The following is a 17,168-nucleotide window of genomic DNA, read 5'->3' on the forward strand; positions in this document are numbered from 1 at the left end:
CACGGCGGCTGTCAAAGCACGCGTGGCATGAGCCCCGGATCGGGTCCGGGGCGCGAAGGACACAATCAGCTCACGGCCTTGCGCGTCGCGGCATAGGGGTCCTCGACCACGCGGCTCTTGATGTTGAACACCATGACCGACCGCTTCTCCGCTTCGTAGAACGGCCAGAACGGGACCAGAGGCGTATTCGGATGGCCGGTGCGGGCGAAGGCGACCCAGGCCGCACTCATCTGCTTGGCCAGAACCTGCGGCTCGGGGCCTTCGCCGACCAGCACGCGGGCCTTGTCGACGTTGTCGAACACCAGCGGGATCTCGAGGGTGTGGGTGGCGCGGAACGGCCCGACCGGCGTGCCCCACTCGAGCAGGTACATGTAGGCCTTCGCTCCGCCCTGGGCCGCCTTGCGCTCGGCGATCTGCACCGAGCCGGCGAACATCCGGCCATAGGTCACCAGATGCGTCGCCAGGTAGGTCGGGGAGTCGTTCGGGAAGTCCTTGCGCAGCGCGGCCAGGACCGCCGGCGCCTTCGGACCGAGAATTGCGGCCGCCATCTTCTGCAGACCGGCGTCGTCCAGCTGGCCGAACCAGGGCGCCGAGGCCATGAACAGGGTCATCTCGTCGCGGTTGATGCCGATCATCACCGGGATGTTCTTCGCCGTCTCGGGCGCTGCCGGGTCCCAGGGCTGGGCCGGCAGGATCCGGCCATCGACCACCGGCGCGAAGCCGGTGCGGTCAAAGCCGGCGACCGGCTGCCGGCTCTCGGCGGCGGCGGCGGCGGCTACGAGGCGTTCGGCGGGAACCGCCCGCAGCGCCTTGATGTCGCCTCGCGTGATCCCGAGTTCCGCATAGAGGTCGGCCGTTAGGGCGGCCGCCCGGTCGGCGGGAACCGCCTTCACGCCTGGTCCGCTTTCGATGATCGCCCGGTGGAACAGGCCCAGTGCGCGCGGCATGGCCAGCAGGTAGCTGACCTTCGCGCCGCCCCCGGACTCGCCGAAGATGGTCACGTTGCAGGGGTCGCCGCCGAACAGATAGATGTAGTCCCGCACCCATTCGAGCGCGGCGACGATGTCGAGCATCCCGGCGTTGCCGGAACTGGCGACTTCCGGCAGGTCGGCATAGCCGAACACGCTCAGGCGGTGGTTCAGCGTCACCACCACGACGTCTTCGGCGGCGAGGTTCGCGCCGTCATAGATCGGCCAGGCGCCGGAGCCGGTGGAGAAGCCGCCGCCGTGCAGCCAGACCATAACCGGGCGGCCGGTTTCCGGCTGTTTGGCGTTGGTCCAGACGTTCAGATAGAGGCAGTCCTCGCTCTGGGCGGCGACTTCGGCGGCGGTCGGGAAGATGGTCTGCAGCGCCCGGCCCAGTTCCGAGGTCGGATTGACCGATGAGGGGGTCGGGTTCTGGATCGCCGGCGGGCCGAACTTGGTCCAGGCGCGCTTGTCCAGCGGGAAGCCGACACGCTCGGGCGGCGCGAAACGCAGCGGGCCCACCGGCGGCTTTGCGTAGGGAATGCCCTTGTAGGCCGTGACGCCCTTGCCGGCGTCGAGGCCGGTGAACAGGATCCGCGGAACCGGCTGCGGTTCGGCGGCCAGCGCGGGATGGGCGAGGGCCGCGACCGACGCCGTCAGGCCCAGAAGGCCCCGCCTAGAGATGTCAGACCGCTCTTCCATCGCTTCACTCCTGCGCCCGTTAACCATGGGTATCGGAAGCGGCCCCGAAGGTCGAGATTCTTCCCCTGTTACCGTTCGGCAGGCCTTTCGCTGGACCGGTGAACGGCGATAACCTCACCGGCAACCAAATCAGGGGAGAAACACCATGCGGGCTGCGGTCCTTCGCGAAGTGGGCAAGCCGCTTCAGATCGAAACCATCTCGATCAACAAGCCGGGCCCGCACGAGGTCCTGATCCGCACAAAGGCGGCAGGCGTCTGCCATTCAGACCTTCACTTCGTCGAAGGCTCCTATCCCCATCCGCTGCCGGCCGTGCTCGGCCACGAGAGCGCCGGCATCGTCGAGGCCATCGGCTCTGAAGTGCGCACCGTGAAGGTGGGCGACCATGTCATCACCTGCCTGTCGGCGTTCTGCGGCCACTGCAATCACTGCGTCACCGGCCATATGGCCCGCTGCGTCAGCGGCGACGTGCGCCGCGCCAAGGACGACGAGCCGCGCCTGGGCAACGGCCTGAACCAGTTCCTCAACCTGTCGTCGTTCGCCGAGCAGATGCTGATCCACGAGCACGCCTGCGTCGCGATCCGCAAGGACATGCCGTTCGACCGCGCGGCCCTGATCGGCTGTTCGGTGACCACCGGCGTCGGCGCGGTGGTGCAGACCTCCAGCGTCCGGGCCGGCGAGACCGTGGCGGTCATCGGCTGCGGCGGCGTGGGTCTGGCGGCGGTCAACGGCGCGGCGATCGCCGGCGCCGGCCGGATCATCGCCATCGACATGCACGCGTCCAAACTGAACCTGGCCAAGCACTTCGGCGCGACCGACGTGATCGACGCCAGCCAGGAGGACCCGGTCAAGGCCGTGATGGAACTGACCAAGGGCGGCGTCGACCACAGTTTCGAGGCAATCGGCCTGAAGAAGACCACCGAGCAGGCCTTCAAGATGCTGGCCCGCGGCGGCACCTGCAACGTGATCGGCATGATCCCGGTAGGCACGATGATCGAGCTGCACGGCGCCGACTTCCTCGGCGAGAAGCGCATCCAGGGCTCGCTGATGGGCTCCAACCGCTTCCCGGTCGACATGCCGCGGCTGGTGGACTTCTACATGTCCGGAAAGCTCAAGCTCGACGAGATGATCGGCCAGCGGATCAAGCTGGAGCAGGTCAACGACGCCTTTGAGGAACTGAAGCGCGGCGAACTGGCCCGTTCGGTCATCGTGTTCGACTAGGACGCGAACACGCCGGCCGGGACGGTCAGCGCCGGGGACATGTACCGCAGGTGCGTGTCCCCCAATCGATAGGCTGCGGGTTTAGGGGACACGTACCTTTGGTACATGTCCCCGAGGCCGGCGTGGCGTCCTGCCCCGCGGGAGAGGATAGCCGAACCGCCTCCCTGTCCGGCTATTGCGGCGCGTAGTTGATGCGGCGGAGCGCGGAGGCCAGGCGGTTGATGCTGGCGAAGGTCTCCCGGTAGGCGACCTCCATCTCGGGCCGCAGCAGGGCGGTTTCGGGAATCAGCACGCCGCGACGTCCATCGCGGACGCAGAGGCCGTCCGCCACCAGCATGTTCACATAGCGGCGGGTGGTTTCGTAGGGCACGCCGATGGAATGCGCGATCGACATCACACTGACGGGCCGGCGCGGTCCGCCGCCGGAGACCGGCGCGGCTTCGCCATTGGCGACGGCGATCGCGGTGAAAATGATCCCCCGCAGGAGGTCGCCGCCATGAGCACGGGCGACGATCTCGACGCCGCGGACGAAGAACTCACCGGCCAGCCGGGCGGCAATGGCGAAATCGTCCCCCGGACTTGCCGCCGCCGTTTCACGTTCAGAGGCCAAGGCTTCCTCCCCGGATCGCGTCCGGCCCTGCTCGGTTTCGGGTGGTCGCCCATTCCCCAATTTGGGTATTAAGCGCCTGCCATCGGGCGTTTGTCGACCTATCCTTGCTGCGGAGCGGGCGCGGAAGGCGCGAAAAGGTGAAACAGATACGTGCAGCGAAAGGGCGACCGGAAGCGGTCGACCTGGTGCAACGCTCGGGGTCCGCGTCGGAGTGGACGGGCGGGACTACGATCATCCGAAATGAAATGGACCGGCTTCGCCGCAGGGCAAGAGGCGCCGGCGCCATGGTCTCCGGGGCTGCTGAAGCGTCCGCTATGCTGGTCGACGAAGCACGCCCCGCGCCTGTCTGACCCGGCGCAAACAGAACGACGGCGGCCGCCTGCCCCCCCCCCCGATAGGCCGCCGACGGGCGCCTCCCGGCTTCTTCCGGAGCCGGGGGGCGCTACTGCGCCGGCAAATGCTCTAGAGGGCGAATTCGACGCCGCCGTCGCGCAGGTCGCCGATCAGGCGGCGCAGGTTCTCGAAGTTGCGACGAAGCGCCATGGTCATCGGCTCACGGGCGATGACTTCCGCCGGGACCAGGACGCCCGTCTCGGTCCGCTTGCAGTAGCCTTCCGAGATCAGGGCGTTCACGTGCCGCCGTGTGGTCTCGTAGGGAATGTCGAGTTCCAGAGCGAGGGCATGGACGCTGATCGGCCGGCGAATCTCGTCGGGGACCTGATCGGTGGCTTCCGAATAGGTCTGGCCCTCGACCCCCGACGGCCGGATGTGGCGGGTATTGGCGTCGACGATGGCGGTGAAGATCACGCCACGCAGAATGTCGCCGCCGACCATGCGGGCCATCAGGTCCACCGAGTTGAGGAAGTAGGTGGTCGACGCCCTGAGGGCGAGGCGATCACGGCGCTTGTCGCTACGGTTGGGCACGGCGACGATCTCCACGAATCAGTGTGACTGGCTAGTAACCAGTACCAGCGTTCTAGGAGGCAACCCGTTGAAATTCCAAACGCCAACCTACCCGATTTGAGGATTTTCAGCGCGACCAGACGTCGCGGCGGCTACTCGGCGGCCTGAAGATTCGCCAATGCCTCGGCGTCGATCTGCGCCGCGCGGGCCTCGACGAGTTCGACGATGTGGTCGACCATCTGCTCGTTGTCCATTTTATGGTCCGGCTTGCCGGCCATGTAGACCATGCCTGAGCCCTTGCCGCCGCCGGTGAAGCCGATGTCGGTCATCAAGGCCTCGCCCGGGCCGTTGACCACACAGCCGATGATCGACAGCGACAGCGGCGTGGAGATGTGCGCCAGCCGGCTCTCCAGCGCCTCGACCGTCTTGATCACATTGAACCCCTGCCGCGCGCAGGACGGGCAGGCGATGATGTTGACCCCGCGGTGGCGCAGGCCGAGCGACTTGAGCAGGTCGAACCCGACCTTGATCTCCTCGACAGGATCGGCCGCCAGGCTGACCCGGATGGTGTCGCCGATCCCGGCCCAGAGCAGGCTGCCCATGCCGATGGCGGACTTGACCGTTCCGGTGCGCAGCGCGCCGGCTTCGGTGATCCCCAGGTGCAGCGGGCAGTCGATGGCTTCGGACAGCTGGTGATAGGCGGCCACGGTCATGAAGATGTCCGAGGCCTTCACGCTGATCTTGAACTCGTGGAAGTCGTGGTCCTGCAGGATGCGGGCGTGGCTCAGCGCACTCTCGACCATCGCATCGGGGCAGGGCTCGCCGTACTTCTCCAGCAGCTCGCGCTCCAGCGAGCCGGCGTTGACGCCGATGCGCATGGAACAGCCGTGGTCACGGGCCGCCTGGATGACCTCGCGCACGCGATCCGGGCTGCCGATGTTGCCGGGATTGATCCGCAGGCAGGCAGCGCCGGCCTTGGCGGCCTCGATGCCACGTTTGTAGTGGAAGTGGATGTCCGCGACGATCGGGACCTTGGAGGCCTTGACGATGGCCGAGAGGGCCGCGGTCGACTCTACGTCCGGACAGGAGACGCGGACGATGTCCGCGCCGGCCTCCTCGAGCTGACGGATCTGGTCGATGGTCGCGGCCGCGTCGGCGGTCAGCGTGTTGGTCATCGACTGGACGGTGATCGGCGCGTCGCCGCCGACGGGCACCTTCCCGACGTGAATCTGGCGGGACTTGCGCCGGTCGATGTGCCGCCAGGGGCGGAGGTGGGTGTGATCGTCGTGGCTCATGCGACCGTCAAGGTAAGCCCGCGCGGGCCGTTTCCCAACCCCGTCATGGAAACTTCGTCAGCCCGCGAGCGAGGACACCGTGGCGGTCGGGGCCGTCATGGCGCCCTTCAGCTTGCCGCCGACATAGACGTCCATTGCGGCCGGGTCGCCCGTCTCCACCGCAAGGCCCTTGATGTTGGGCGCGCGGTAGGCTTCGCCGGCCGGCAGGGCGCGGGCGAAATAGACCGAGCCGTCGGGACCGCGAACGATCAGCGTGGTGGGCTTGCGGGCCTGCAGCGTGACCAGCGAGGCGCCGGCGTCGGCGCCGTGGATCGGCCCGCGGGCGACGAACGGCGTGCCCGGCGAAACGGGCGGCGGTGCGTTGGCGGCGGCCGCGGCTTCGGCGTCCTTGCGGATCTTCGCGGCGGCGGCGACGGCGTCGGCCGAGCCGTCAGCGGCGGCGGCGGCTTCCAGCCCGGGCGTCTTGTAGACCTCGGGCGTCGAGGCCTCGACGGGGGCGGGCAGCGGCGCGCCGAGCGGCATCGTGCCGGTCGGATTGACGGGAAGGGCGCCGGCCACGCTTTCGGGCGCGGTCGGCGGCGGCGGCGCTTCTTCACTGATGGCGCGCTGGGCGATGTTCCAGAGCACGATCGCCGAGACGATCAGCACGCCGACCGCCAGGATCATGCCCATCCGGGGATCACGCTCGCGACGGACGCCGACCGGCGCGCGCAGCGGCTCGTCGGGATCGGGCGAGGAGTCCTTGAACCGGGCGACCGCCTCTTCGGGGTCGAGATCCAGATGTTTGGCGTAGGCCTTGATGTAGCCGAGCGTGAACGGCCGCGACGGCAGCTCGTCCAGCCGCATGTCCTCGACCGCAGCCAGATAGGTGCGACGGATGCGCGTGGCGTCCGAGACGTCCTGCAGCGACAGGCCGCGGAATTCCCGCGCCGCCTTCAGCGCCGCTCCGATGTCAGGTCCGTAGTGCAGGGAAGGCTCCTCGGTCGGCCCGTAGTGGTCGACCGACTCCATATCCCCGGAACGGTACAGTTGCGTAACCCCGCCAGAATCGAGCGGCATGGCTACCGACGCCCCCACTTACTCGCGCCACGCGGGAGCGCGGCGCATCCATTTTCCCCTACACGGGGAAGTCTTAACGCTGGGTTGTGGATAACAAAATAACGCCCGGAATTCAATGTGGTAATCCGTCGCTGCTGGTTAACCGTCACACAGCGACATACAATTTCCGGGCCAGAGTCTCGATCTCGTTGCGGACCGATCCGGAGGTGCCCCTGATCAGGGACTCCACACCGCGTCTGGCGGCTTCCCGGTCGCAGGAAAGCACCATCTGCTTCACGGGGCCGATACCCGCGGGCGGCATCGACAGGCGGTCGAAGCCGAGGGCGACGAGGGTGAAGGCCTCCAGCGGCCGGCCGGCCATTTCACCACAGACTGAGACAGGCGTTCCCGTTTCGGCACAGGCGTCCTGGATCTGCTTCAGGGCGCGCAGCGCCGGCGGCGACAGCGGGTCATAGCGATCCGCCACGCGCGGGTTCCCGCGGTCGGCGGCGAACAGGTACTGCATCAGGTCGTTGGTGCCGACCGAAACGAAGTCGGTCATCGGCAGCAGGGCGTCCAGATGCCAGATCAGGGAGGGCGCCTCGATCATCGCCCCGACGTCCAGCCGCGAGGGCGCAGGGCGGCCCCGGCGCTGAGCCCAGGCGATCTCGGCGTCGACGAACGCACGCGCGGCGCGGAACTCATCCACGCTGGCCACCAGCGGGAACATGATCCGCAGCGGCCGGCCGTGGGAGGCCCAGATCAGCGCGCGAAGCTGCAACCGCAGCAGGGCGGGGCGGTCCAGGCCCATGCGGACGGCCCGCCAGCCGAGGGCAGGGTTCTCTTCCCGCTCCAGTTCCATGTAGGGCAACAGCTTGTCGCCCCCCAGATCCAGCGTGCGGAAGGTCACGGGCATGTCGCCGGCGGCGTCGAGCACCTTTTCGTAGAGCGCCCGTTGCGCATCGAGGCGCGGCATGTCCTCGGCGACCATGAACTGGAACTCGGTGCGGAACAGGCCGATGCCCTCCGCCCCGGTCTCGCCGAGGATGTCGAGATCCACGGCCAGACCCGCGTTCATCAGCAGGGTGACCTTTGAGCCGTCCTTCGTGAAGGCCGGGGTGTCGCGCAGCTTCGCGAACTGGGCCTTGCGCTGGGCGCGCACCTCCAGCCGGCTGTTGAGCGCCTTCACGACGTCAGGCCGGGGGCGCAGGAACGCCTCGCCCGTCTCGGCGTCGACGATCACCGCGTCGCCCTGCGAAACCTTGTCGCGCAGGCCGGCGAGGCGGCCGACGCACGGAATGTCCAGCGCGCGGGCGACGATCGCCGCGTGGCTGGCGGTCGAGCCTTCTTCGAGCAGCAGGCCCTTGAGCCGGGTGCGATCGTATTCCAGCAGATCGGCGGGGCCCAGGTTCCGGGCCACCAGGATGGCGTCGTCGGGCAGCTCCCGAGACACCACGCCGTCGCCCGAAAGGTGGCGCAGCAGGCGGTCGTTCAGGTCCTCCAGATCGTGCAGCCGTTCGCGCAGATAGGGGTCCCGGGCCTGGCCGAGCCGGGCGCGGTGCTCGCTGCGGACCCGCTCGACGGCCGCCTCGGCGGTCAGGCCGGAGCGCACCGCTTCTTCCAGGGACCGGTTCCAGCCGCGGTCATGGGCGAACATGCGGTAGGTCTCAAGCACCTCATAAGGCGCGCCGACAAGGCCGTGGTGGCCTTCGAGCATGTCGTCGATCTGCTTCTGCAGCGCCGCGACGGCCGAGGCCAGGCGAACCTCCTCGGCGGCGGAGTCGTCCGAGAGCAGCTGCTCGGGCGCCACCGGATGGTCGTGCAGGACCACCGTGCCGTAGGCCAGGCCGTCCGAGAACCGGGCGCCCTTGAGCCGCTCGGGCTTGTGCGGCGCGATCTCGACGTCCTTGAGCGCCTCGTTGCTCAAGAGCTCGCCGGCGCCGACCATTTCGGCCAGCACCATGGCGATGATCTGCAGATCCTCGACCTCTTCCTCGCCGTAGCTGCGTTCGGTTCGGTTCTGGACGACCAGAACCCCGATCGGCCGGCCGCCGCGCAGCAGCGGCACGCCGAGGAAGGAGTGATAGGGATCTTCGCCGGTTTCCGGCCGGTAGGCGAAGGCCGGGTGGTTGGGGGCGTCGCTGAGGTTCAGCGGCCTGCCGAGCCGGACGATTTCGCCGACCAGACCTTCGCCGGTCTTCAGCCGGGTGACGTGCACGGCGTCGCGCGACAGGCCCTCGGTGGCGAACAGCTCCAGCTCGCCGCCGGCGCGGCGCAGATAGATCGAGCAGACCTCGGCGACCATCGACCGGGCGATGATCTGCACGACCATGTCCAGCTTGGCCTGGGCCGGCGCGCCGCCGGCCATGGCTTCGCGGATCTGCCGGAGCAGACTGCGTGGACCACGAATGGAAAGGCCCGTCGCGACCATCGGCGTAGGTGTTCTCCCGTCCTGAGCGGCGCCTATAGCAGATTTCCGCTGCGGAACAGTGACCCCGACCGGGCAAACGGCGTCAACAGGCGACAATCTCCCGGCGATCCGTCAGCCGACGTGCAATTGCCGCCTAATCAGGCGGTTCGAGGGCGGAGCGCCGTCAGAGCTGATCCAGGCCGTAAGCGCTGTGCAGGGCGCGGACGGCCAGTTCGGTGTAGGCCTCGTCGATCAGCACGCTGATCTTGATCTCGCTGGTGGAGATCACCTGGATGTTCACGCCCTTTTCGGCGAGGGCGGTGAACATGGTCTTGGCGACACCGGCATGGCTGCGCATGCCCACGCCGATAACCGAGACCTTGGCGACATCCTCGTTCAGCTGAACGTCCTCGAAGCCGATCTCGCCCTGTCCCGCGCGCAGGATGTCGACCGTGCGGCCGGCGTCGCGCTTGCCGACCGTGAACTCCATATTGGCCGCGCCCTCGCTGCGGGCGTGGCTCTGGACGATCATGTCGACGTTGACGTTCGCGTCGGCCAGGCGGCCGAAAATCTTCGAGGAGACGCCCGGCGTGTCCGGCAGGCCGAACAGGCTGATCTTGGCCTCGTCGCGGCTGTAGGCCACGCCGCTCACGATGCGCTTTTCCACGATCTCCTCCTCGTCGCAGACGATGGTGCCCTTCCCTTCGGAAGTATGGCCGGCTTCTTCTCCCGGCTCGATGAAGCTGGACAGCACGCGCAGCGGAACATGCTGCGACATGGCCAGTTCGACCGATCGGGTCTGCAGGACCTTGGCCCCCAGCGACGCCATCTCGAGCATCTCCTCGTAGGAGATGCGCGCCAGCTTGCGGGCCTTGCTCTCGATGCGTGGGTCGGTGGTGTAGACCCCGTCCACGTCCGTGTAGATGTCGCAGGCGGCGCCGAGCGCGGCGGCGATGCCGACCGCGCTGGTGTCCGAGCCGCCGCGGCCGAGGGTGGCGATGCGGCCGTCGCGGGTCACGCCCTGGAAGCCGGCGATCACGGCGATCTCTCCGGCGTCCATCGCCGCGGCCAGCTTCTCGGGCGGGATCTCGTCGATCCGCGCGCGGCCATGAGCCTCGTCAGTCAGGATCGGAACCTGCCAGCCCAGCCAGGAGCGGGCGTTCAGCCCCATGTTGCGCAGGGTCATGGCCAGCAGGCCGGCGGTGACCTGTTCACCGCTGGCGACCACCATGTCGTATTCGTCGTCGCTCGCGGGCAGACCCTGGGCGGCAGGACCCGCGCCGTCGGTCCAGGCGACCAGCTCGTTGGTCTTGCCGGCCATGGCCGAGACCACGACGGCGACCCGCTTTCCGGTCGCGACCTCAGCCGCAACCAGCCGCCCGACGCGGCGGATACGTTCCAGGTCGGCCACCGACGTGCCGCCGAATTTCATCACCAGCCGTGACACGTCAGGCCGCTCGCCCCCTCGTTTGGCGGTTTTTTCTTGCGCGTTCAGCGATTGGAACGCCCAAGCCACGCAAGAGGTCGCCTTCTAGCGAGGCTTTCGCGGCGCCGCAATGCGCCAGATCGCTTGCCGTCGACGTCCCGACCAAGGCGGACTAGATAGAAGGCATGTCCGCCCCCGCCGCAGAGCTCCGCACGAGTGTCGATCCAGCCGACGTCGAACGGTTTTCCCGTATCGCCGCCGAATGGTGGGACCCGCGCGGGAAATTCGCGCCGCTGCACAAATTCAATCCGATCCGGCTGGGTTTCATCCGGGAACAGGCGCTGGCCAGATTCGGCCGCGACGGTTGCCTGCGCCGGCCCTTCGAGGGGCTGAAGCTGCTCGACATCGGCTGCGGCGGCGGTCTGCTCAGCGAGCCGATGAGCCGACTGGGCTTCGATGTCACGGGCGTCGACGCCTCGGAGCGCAACATCGGCACGGCCTCGACCCACGCGGCCGAGCAGGGCCTCGACATCGCCTACCGCGCCTCGACCGCCGAACAGCTGCTGGCCGAGAAGGCCGGGCCGTTCGACGTGATCCTCAATATGGAGGTGATCGAGCATGTCGCCGACCCGGGCGAGTTCCTGCGCACGACGGCGAAGCTGCTGGCGCCGGGCGGGATCATGATCGTTGCGACGCTGAACCGCACGCTCAAGGCGCTGGCGCTGGCCAAGATCGGCGCCGAGTACGTGCTGCGCTGGGTGCCGGCTGGCACGCATGACTGGAAGCAGTTCCTCACGCCGGAGGAGCTGCGCTCCTTCCTTGAGGGCCATCCCTTCGACATGCACGGGCCGTTCGGCGTGTCCTACAACCCCCTGGCGGGCAAGTGGGTCCGGTCGTCCGACGCCGACGTCAACTACATGATGACGGTGACCCGGGGCTGATGGTGATCCGTACGGCCCGCCTCCGCCTTGCGCCAGCGCAGTACGGCGACCTTCTCGCCGTCGGGCTGGGCAATGAGGTCCTGTCAGAGACGCTCGGCGTCGCCATCGCCACGGACTGGGCCGGTGCGGACGCCATGGACGCCATCAGCCGCAGCCGCGACATGCTCGCGGACGACCCGGCGCTGGCCCGGTGGTGGATGCATTTCATCATCCATGAGGCCGACAACACCCTGATCGGGCTCGGCGGCTTCAAGGGTGCGCCGTCGGGCGGCCAGGTCGAGATCGGTTACGAGATCGCGCCCGGCTATCGCCGCCAGGGCCTGGCCACCGAGGCCGCGCAGGGGATGGTCGATCACGCGCTGTCGAACCCGGAGGTCGACCACGTCCTGGCTCACACCCTGCCGGAAGAGAGCCCCTCGACGATGATCCTGCGGCGGCTGGGGCTGCAGTTCATCCAGGCGCTCGACGACCCGGACGACGGCCCGATCTGGCGCTGGCGACTGGATCGATAGCTCAAGGTCGCGCTTGCGGCGCTCAACGGTAGTCGCTGGCGTCGACCATCCGCCGCGCGCTGTTCAGCAGATCCGCGATCAGGCCCGATTGTTCGTAGTCCTCGTCGAGGTAGCCGCCCTTCGCTGTATAGGCGCCCTGCTCGAAGCAGCGGATGGCCGTGGCCAGCATCATCGAGACACTGTCGAAGATGATTTCATGCTCGTCCTCACCGGGCAGGAATTCGACCACGCAGCCGTAGTCTGCCGATTCCGGGTCGCAGATGACGGCCAGATAGCCGCCGCCGCCGTCGGTCAGGATCGGGAACCAGCTGGACGGCCACAGGTCGGCCAGGCCGGCGAAGCCCTTGTAGTGCAGGGCGGCCTCGGCGATCGGCATCCAGTAGTGGCCGGGGATGACATGGCCGTCGCCCAGAGTCCGGCCGACCGGCAGATCGACCCCGTCATGGCGGCCGTACATGGCGGTCAGGTCCTCCGGCGCGCGGCCGGCGGGGGCGACCGCGTCCTCGACATCGTAGGGCGCGATACCCGGCTGCAGCATCGCCACGGCGGGCCGGTTCAGCCGGCGCAACTGGGCCGTCAGGGCGTCGACCTGCTCGAACACCAGCATCATCTCGCTCATCCGGCGCTCCGCACGATCTAGTTCAGGTCCGTCTTCTTCGGCGGGGCGGGCGGCAGGGCCGCGACGGGCACGCCGTCCTCCACCAGCGCCTTCACCTCGGCGGGCGAGGCCTCGCCGTAGATTCCGCGCTCCTCGCTCCGGCCCTCATGGATGTCGCGGGCCTCGCGGGCGAACGCATCGCCGACATAGTCGAAGGTCTCCTCGACGTGCGCGCGGACCTTGCCGATGGCTTCCATCATCATCTGGCGCGCTTCGGGTGGCAGGCCGGCGCCGGACGCCTGCGCCTTGGTGCCTGCCACGGCCGGGGCCATGATCTGCTTGCGCACGGCCTTGCTGGCGCAGACCGGGCACTCCAGAAGGCCGTGCGCCGCCTGGTCATCGAAGTCTGCGGAGGTCCCGAACCAGCCCTCGAACTCGTGGCTGTGCTCACAGGCGAGGGCGTATTTGATCATGGGCCGACGAACGCGCGGGCGTTGGTGAGCACGGGGATGGCCGCCCGGGCCTTGTCGACCTCGGCCAGATCGAGATCGGCGACCAGCACGCCGGGCTCGTCGTGATCCAGCTTGCCGATGATCTCGCCCCAGGGCGCGACGATGGTCGAGTGACCCCATGTGCCGCGGCCGTCCTCATGGAAGCCGCCCTGGGCCGCCGCCAGCACGAAGCTGCCGGTCTCGATCGCCCGGGCGCGCAGCAGCACTTCCCAGTGCGCTTCGCCGGTCGGGCGGGTGAAGGCGGCCGGAATGGTCAGGACGGTCGCCCCGGCGGTCGCCAGCGCCCGATAGACGGCTGGAAAGCGCATGTCGTAGCAGATGCTCAGACCCAGCCGGGCGCCGTCGATGTCGGCTGTCACGGCCCGCTCGCCGGGCTCGTAGGTCGCCGACTCCCGCGCCGTCTCGCCGGTCGGCAGGTCGACATCGAACATGTGCAGCTTGTCGTAGGTCGCGGTGATCTCGCCGCGCGGGTTGACCAGCACCTGACGGTTGGCCGCCTTGCCGTCGTCGCGCCGGACCAGCGCCGAGCCGATGTCGAGCCAGACGCCGAGCTCCGCCGCCAGCGCCCGCAGCCCGGTCGCCACCGGATCGTCCGCCAGCAGGGTCAGCTGCGGCAGCAGCGTCTTGCGGTTCCGTTCGAGGATGTTGGTCGCCTCGGGCGTCAGGATGAAGGTCGCGCCCTGCGCCGCCGCTTCCCGCACCAGCGGGACGACGTGCGCCAGCGCCGCCGCGTGGGTGGCGGGCGTGCGGGTCTGGACGAGGCCGACGCGCAGGGTCATGCGGTCAGCAGGGCGTCCAGCTTGCCGTCGCGGTCGAGGGCCAGCATGTCGTCGCAGCCGCCGATGTGATCCTCGCCGATGAAGATCTGCGGGAAGGTCGACCGGCCGCCGGAGCGGTCCATCATTTCCTTGCGCAGGGCCGGGTCCATGCCGGCTTCGATCTCGGTGAAGTCCGCGCCCTTCTGGCCGAGCACGCTGAGCGCGCGGGCGCAGTAGCCGCAAAAGGGTCGGGTGTAGATGGTGACGTGGGCCATGGTCTCGGAACGCTGACGGTTGATGGACCTCATATAGTGGTGTCCGCCCCGGCGCGCACCTTTGCGATGACAGCCAGGTCGACGGCGGCCGCTCCGGCGGCCTTCAGCGCCCTGGCGCAGGCATGGGCAGTGGCTCCGGTGGTCAGAACATCGTCAATCAGCAGGACGCGGCGGCCTTCGATCCGGGCCCGGCGCGCCGGCGGCACGGCGAAGGCTCCGGCGACGTTGCGACGTCGGCCCGCCGCCGACTTCCCGCCCTGGCTTTCGGTGCGGCGCACCCGGGCGAGGGCGTCCGGCGCCACGGTCACACCCGCCAGCGCGCCCAGGGGACGGGCGATCTCGGCCATCTGGTTGTAGCGTCGCGACAGCAATCGCCAGCGGTGCAGCGGCACCGGCACGATCACCTCCGCCTCGCCCAGCAGGTCGCGCGCCGAGCGCAGCAGCCAGCGCGCCAGCACCGGCGCGAGATCCGTGCGGTCGGCGTGCTTGAGCTTGAGCACCAGGTCGCGGCTGTTCTCGTCATAGAGGCAGGCCGCCCGCGCCCGGTCGAAGGCCCTCGGCCGCGCAGCGCAGGCCGCGCAGCGCACGCCGGGGCCGGGGTCGTATTCCCAGGGCGCGCCGCAGCCGTCGCAGACCGGGGCTTCCAGGAACGTGATCCGGCTCCAGATGTCCGCGGTCAGCCCGCCCGTCAGCGCCGGCGCTCCGGTGGCGTCCAGCGGGGGCAGGATGAGGTCCAGAAGCGCCCGTCCCGCGCCGATGACGCGCGGACCCGGTTTCAAAACCGGCCGTGACAGGCCATCTTCCGCGCGCATGACCGCCAGCCCTCCCAATCTGTTCGACCGCGCCCTGCATCGGCGGCGGCTCGACCGCGCCGCGCCCGGATACGCGACCGCCGACTTCCTCAAGGAACGGGCGGCGCAGGACGCGGTGGCGCGGCTGGAGGCGATCATGCGTCGGTTTCCGCTGGCCGTCGACATGGGCGCGCGCCACGGCGCCTTCGCCCGCGCGCTGGCCCGGAGCGATGCAGCCGCCAAGGTCGATCTGCTGATCGAGACGGACCTGTCGGCGGCCATGCTGGCGGACCGGCCGGGACCCCGGCTGGCGATGGACGAGGAACTGTCGGCCTTTGCGCCGGAAAGCCTGGACCTGATCATCTCGACCCTCTCGCTGCACTGGACCAACGACCTGGTCGGCGCGCTGATCCAGATTCGCCGGTCCCTGAAGCCGGACGGGCTGTTCATCGGCTCGGTGCTGGGCGGGGCGACCCTGACCGAACTTCGCCAGTGCCTGCTTGAGGCGGAAGCCGAGATCAGCGGCGGCGCCGGCCTGCGAATCTCGCCGTTCGCCGACGCCTTTGACGCCGCCGCCCTGCTGCAGCGGGCCGGACTGGCCCTGCCGGTGGCCGATGTGGACAGCGTCACCGTCCGCTACGCCCATCCGCTGGCCCTGCTGCGCGACCTGCGGGCGATGGGCGAGACCAACGTCCTGCGCGACCGTCCCAGACGCCCTCTGACCCGGCGGGTGCTGCTGCGGGCGATGGAGCTCTACGCCCAGCGGTTCAGTGGTCCGGACGGCAAGGTGGTCGCCACCTTCGAGATCATCACCGTCACCGGCTGGGCGCCGCACGAAAGCCAGCAGAAGCCGCTGAAGCCGGGCTCGGCCAAGATGCGCCTGGCGGACGCGCTGGGGACGGTGGAGATCAAGACCGGGGACAAGGCAGGCTAACCCTGAACCGAACCTCCCGGCATCCGCCGGGATGAGCGGGGATTTGGTCTAGTTGATCGCGCCGGCCACGGCGTCGCTGACGTACTGCATCTTCTCGGTGGTCTTGTTGCCGAACACCGTGACGGACGTGACGATCACCAGGAACACCAGCGAGGCGATCAGGCCGTACTCGATGGCGGTCGCGCCGGACTCGTTGCGCCAGAACGCCTTCAGACGAGATCGCGCAGCCAGGCCACCAGCGGCGCGTCCGCCGGCGGCATGGGATAGTCGGTCAGCTTGTCGGGCTTCACCCACGCCAGCGCCTCGTGTTCGAGCGCCGTGACAAACCCGTCCCAGCGCCTGCACAGGTAGAGTGGCATGAGCAGGTGAAACGAATCGTAACTGTGCGAGGCAAATACGAACGGGGCGAGGCAGGCGTGCGTGACGCCGATGCCCAACTCTTCCTTCAGCTCGCGGATCAGGCAGGCCTCCGGCGTCTCGCCGGGCTCGACCTTGCCGCCCGGAAACTCCCACAGACCGGCCAGCTGCTTGCCCTGGGGCCGTTTGCAGATCAGCACCCGGCCATCGGCGTCGATCAGCGCCGCGGCGGCGACGAGCAGGGTGGGCTTCGGATCGGCGATCTCTGACATGTCCCGGACCTAGCAGCCACGCAGGGGCCGCGCCAGCGGGCGGCGGGCGCTCAGAACGCGGTGGCCTGCTGCGGATGCTTCGGCGAGCACTGGCTGTAGATCTTAGCCAGGGTGACCATGTCCGCCTCATAGTCGCCGGTCGGCATGATCGCCGCGCCCAGGCCGACTACCTTGCGCTTGTAGTCCATCATCCCGCAGACCATCGGCACGCCGGCGCCCATGGCGATATGATAGAAGCCGGTCTTCCACTGCCGCGCCTTGCCGCGCGTGCCCTCCGGCGCAATCGTCAGCATGAACTCGTCGCGCTTGGCGAACTCGGCGACCATCGCGCCGACCATGTCCTTCGACTGCGCGCGGTCGACCGGAATGCCGCCCAGATCACGCATCATCCGTCCGAACGGCCAGGCGAACAGTGACGACTTGCCGATGAAGCTGAGCTTGAGGTTCAGCGCGTCCGCCCCGCCGACGAAATAGACGAAGTCCCAGTTGCTGGTGTGCGGCGCGGCGATGATCACGAACTTCCGCGGGATCGGCGCGGTCCCCTCGACCGTCCATCCCTGCAGCCTGAAAAAGGTCGCCAGCGCCCATTGCACCGTCAGCGCCAGCCAGCTCATCGTTGGACGTCCTCCCCAGGATTGAGGGGAGGGTGG

The 17,168-nt window shown here is 68.7% G+C and carries 19 protein-coding genes; 4 read left to right on the forward strand and 15 right to left on the reverse strand.

The annotated features are described in order from the left end of the window. Positions 1–65: 65 nt before the first annotated feature. Positions 66–1,667 (reverse strand): carboxylesterase/lipase family protein, encoded by a 1,602-nt coding sequence (locus AC3WJT_RS04900; protein ID WP_492341943.1) that lies wholly within the window; start codon positions 1,665–1,667, stop codon positions 66–68. A gap of 145 nt (positions 1,668–1,812) precedes the next feature. Here AC3WJT_RS04900 and AC3WJT_RS04905 point away from each other — a divergent pair, with 145 nt between their 5' ends. Continuing rightward, entirely contained in the window at positions 1,813–2,886 is a 1,074-nt protein-coding gene (locus tag AC3WJT_RS04905) for a Zn-dependent alcohol dehydrogenase (protein ID WP_492341944.1), read from the forward strand. Positions 2,887–3,058: 172 nt separating this feature from the next. Here AC3WJT_RS04905 and AC3WJT_RS04910 read toward each other — a convergent pair whose 3' ends face one another. The 6 genes from AC3WJT_RS04910 to AC3WJT_RS04935 all read right to left on the reverse strand — a co-directional run bounded on the left by AC3WJT_RS04910 (position 3,059) and on the right by AC3WJT_RS04935 (position 10,589). Beyond that, the gene (locus AC3WJT_RS04910) at positions 3,059–3,496 is read right to left on the reverse strand and encodes a hypothetical protein (RefSeq protein WP_492341945.1); all 438 of its coding nucleotides are present in this window, start codon (positions 3,494–3,496) and stop codon (positions 3,059–3,061) included. A 462-nt stretch (positions 3,497–3,958) separates the two neighbouring features. Continuing rightward, positions 3,959–4,420, reverse strand: coding sequence for a hypothetical protein (locus tag AC3WJT_RS04915; RefSeq protein WP_492341946.1), 462 nt, complete (start codon positions 4,418–4,420; stop codon positions 3,959–3,961). 131 nt (positions 4,421–4,551) lie between these two features. Further along, positions 4,552–5,694, reverse strand: a complete 1,143-nt coding sequence (gene ispG / locus AC3WJT_RS04920; RefSeq protein WP_492341947.1) for a flavodoxin-dependent (E)-4-hydroxy-3-methylbut-2-enyl-diphosphate synthase — start codon at positions 5,692–5,694, stop codon at positions 4,552–4,554. A 57-nt stretch (positions 5,695–5,751) separates the two neighbouring features. After that, a complete protein-coding gene (locus AC3WJT_RS04925; RefSeq protein WP_492341948.1) occupies positions 5,752–6,753 on the reverse strand; it encodes a helix-turn-helix domain-containing protein in 1,002 nt (333 codons plus the stop codon). Positions 6,754–6,898: 145 nt separating this feature from the next. Continuing rightward, entirely contained in the window at positions 6,899–9,163 is a 2,265-nt protein-coding gene (gene ptsP, locus AC3WJT_RS04930; RefSeq protein ID WP_492341949.1) for a phosphoenolpyruvate--protein phosphotransferase, read from the reverse strand. Positions 9,164–9,326: 163 nt separating this feature from the next. After that, positions 9,327–10,589 (reverse strand): aspartate kinase, encoded by a 1,263-nt coding sequence (locus tag AC3WJT_RS04935; RefSeq protein WP_492341950.1) that lies wholly within the window; start codon positions 10,587–10,589, stop codon positions 9,327–9,329. A gap of 164 nt (positions 10,590–10,753) precedes the next feature. Between AC3WJT_RS04935 and ubiG the strand changes: the two genes are divergently transcribed. Next, positions 10,754–11,509: a bifunctional 2-polyprenyl-6-hydroxyphenol methylase/3-demethylubiquinol 3-O-methyltransferase UbiG gene (gene ubiG / locus AC3WJT_RS04940; protein WP_492341951.1), complete on the forward strand. Its 756-nt coding sequence runs from the start codon at positions 10,754–10,756 to the stop codon at positions 11,507–11,509. Beyond that, the gene (locus tag AC3WJT_RS04945) at positions 11,509–12,021 is read left to right on the forward strand and encodes a GNAT family N-acetyltransferase (RefSeq protein WP_492341952.1); all 513 of its coding nucleotides are present in this window, start codon (positions 11,509–11,511) and stop codon (positions 12,019–12,021) included. The genes ubiG and AC3WJT_RS04945 overlap by 1 nt, the downstream gene beginning before the upstream one ends. A 22-nt stretch (positions 12,022–12,043) precedes the next feature. On the opposite strand, the gene AC3WJT_RS04950 is transcribed toward AC3WJT_RS04945, so the two are convergent. Genes AC3WJT_RS04950 through AC3WJT_RS04970 form a run of 5 tightly spaced genes read right to left on the reverse strand, consistent with a single transcriptional unit; the run spans position 12,044 to position 14,976 of the window. Next, positions 12,044–12,640 carry an SMI1/KNR4 family protein gene (locus AC3WJT_RS04950; RefSeq protein WP_492341953.1) on the reverse strand — a complete coding sequence of 199 codons (597 nt, stop codon included), beginning with the start codon at positions 12,638–12,640 and terminating at the stop codon, positions 12,044–12,046. 17 nt (positions 12,641–12,657) lie between these two features. Next, positions 12,658–13,092, reverse strand: coding sequence for a DUF1178 family protein (locus AC3WJT_RS04955; protein WP_492341954.1), 435 nt, complete (start codon positions 13,090–13,092; stop codon positions 12,658–12,660). Further along, positions 13,089–13,910 carry a carbon-nitrogen hydrolase family protein gene (locus AC3WJT_RS04960; RefSeq protein WP_492341955.1) on the reverse strand — a complete coding sequence of 274 codons (822 nt, stop codon included), beginning with the start codon at positions 13,908–13,910 and terminating at the stop codon, positions 13,089–13,091. The genes AC3WJT_RS04955 and AC3WJT_RS04960 overlap by 4 nt, the downstream gene beginning before the upstream one ends. Beyond that, entirely contained in the window at positions 13,907–14,164 is a 258-nt protein-coding gene (gene grxC, locus AC3WJT_RS04965; RefSeq protein WP_492342372.1) for a glutaredoxin 3, read from the reverse strand. Before grxC ends, AC3WJT_RS04960 begins: the two co-directional genes overlap by 4 nt. A gap of 29 nt (positions 14,165–14,193) precedes the next feature. Continuing rightward, a complete protein-coding gene (locus AC3WJT_RS04970; RefSeq protein WP_492341956.1) occupies positions 14,194–14,976 on the reverse strand; it encodes a ComF family protein in 783 nt (260 codons plus the stop codon). Between AC3WJT_RS04970 and AC3WJT_RS04975 the strand changes: the two genes are divergently transcribed. Beyond that, the gene (locus AC3WJT_RS04975) at positions 14,975–15,889 is read left to right on the forward strand and encodes a methyltransferase domain-containing protein (RefSeq protein WP_492341957.1); all 915 of its coding nucleotides are present in this window, start codon (positions 14,975–14,977) and stop codon (positions 15,887–15,889) included. The genes AC3WJT_RS04970 and AC3WJT_RS04975 overlap by 2 nt on opposite strands. A gap of 48 nt (positions 15,890–15,937) precedes the next feature. On the opposite strand, the gene AC3WJT_RS04980 is transcribed toward AC3WJT_RS04975, so the two are convergent. From AC3WJT_RS04980 to AC3WJT_RS04990, 3 genes are read right to left on the reverse strand one after another with little or no spacing between them, the layout of a single operon-like run. Beyond that, positions 15,938–16,183 carry a Flp family type IVb pilin gene (locus AC3WJT_RS04980; RefSeq protein ID WP_492341958.1) on the reverse strand — a complete coding sequence of 82 codons (246 nt, stop codon included), beginning with the start codon at positions 16,181–16,183 and terminating at the stop codon, positions 15,938–15,940. Beyond that, positions 16,099–16,518: an 8-oxo-dGTP diphosphatase MutT gene (gene mutT / locus AC3WJT_RS04985; protein WP_492341959.1), complete on the reverse strand. Its 420-nt coding sequence runs from the start codon at positions 16,516–16,518 to the stop codon at positions 16,099–16,101. Before mutT ends, AC3WJT_RS04980 begins: the two co-directional genes overlap by 85 nt. A gap of 50 nt (positions 16,519–16,568) precedes the next feature. Beyond that, entirely contained in the window at positions 16,569–17,132 is a 564-nt protein-coding gene (locus AC3WJT_RS04990) for a lysophospholipid acyltransferase family protein (protein WP_492341960.1), read from the reverse strand. Positions 17,133–17,168 lie beyond the last annotated feature (36 nt).

It is taken from the genome of Caulobacter sp. FW305-C-30-S16 (genome assembly GCF_058783025.1).

Excerpts from the sequence above, each read along its gene's own strand:
- AC3WJT_RS04900 (WP_492341943.1), bottom strand. The coding sequence starts at position 1,667 with ATGGAAGAGCGGTCTGACATCTCTAGGCGGGGCCTTCTGGGCCTGACG.
- AC3WJT_RS04905 (WP_492341944.1), top strand. The coding sequence starts at position 1,813 with ATGCGGGCTGCGGTCCTTCGCGAAGTGGGCAAGCCGCTTCAGATCGAA.
- ispG (WP_492341947.1), bottom strand. The coding sequence starts at position 5,694 with ATGAGCCACGACGATCACACCCACCTCCGCCCCTGGCGGCACATCGAC.
- AC3WJT_RS04925 (WP_492341948.1), bottom strand. The coding sequence starts at position 6,753 with ATGCCGCTCGATTCTGGCGGGGTTACGCAACTGTACCGTTCCGGGGAT.
- ptsP (WP_492341949.1), bottom strand. The coding sequence starts at position 9,163 with ATGGTCGCGACGGGCCTTTCCATTCGTGGTCCACGCAGTCTGCTCCGG.
- ubiG (WP_492341951.1), top strand. The coding sequence starts at position 10,754 with ATGTCCGCCCCCGCCGCAGAGCTCCGCACGAGTGTCGATCCAGCCGAC.
- AC3WJT_RS04945 (WP_492341952.1), top strand. The coding sequence starts at position 11,509 with ATGGTGATCCGTACGGCCCGCCTCCGCCTTGCGCCAGCGCAGTACGGC.
- AC3WJT_RS04950 (WP_492341953.1), bottom strand. The coding sequence starts at position 12,640 with ATGAGCGAGATGATGCTGGTGTTCGAGCAGGTCGACGCCCTGACGGCC.
- AC3WJT_RS04955 (WP_492341954.1), bottom strand. The coding sequence starts at position 13,092 with ATGATCAAATACGCCCTCGCCTGTGAGCACAGCCACGAGTTCGAGGGC.
- AC3WJT_RS04960 (WP_492341955.1), bottom strand. The coding sequence starts at position 13,910 with ATGACCCTGCGCGTCGGCCTCGTCCAGACCCGCACGCCCGCCACCCAC.
- grxC (WP_492342372.1), bottom strand. The coding sequence starts at position 14,164 with ATGGCCCACGTCACCATCTACACCCGACCCTTTTGCGGCTACTGCGCC.
- AC3WJT_RS04975 (WP_492341957.1), top strand. The coding sequence starts at position 14,975 with ATGACCGCCAGCCCTCCCAATCTGTTCGACCGCGCCCTGCATCGGCGG.
- AC3WJT_RS04970 (WP_492341956.1), bottom strand. The coding sequence starts at position 14,976 with ATGCGCGCGGAAGATGGCCTGTCACGGCCGGTTTTGAAACCGGGTCCG.
- mutT (WP_492341959.1), bottom strand. The coding sequence starts at position 16,518 with ATGTCAGAGATCGCCGATCCGAAGCCCACCCTGCTCGTCGCCGCCGCG.
- AC3WJT_RS04990 (WP_492341960.1), bottom strand. The coding sequence starts at position 17,132 with ATGAGCTGGCTGGCGCTGACGGTGCAATGGGCGCTGGCGACCTTTTTC.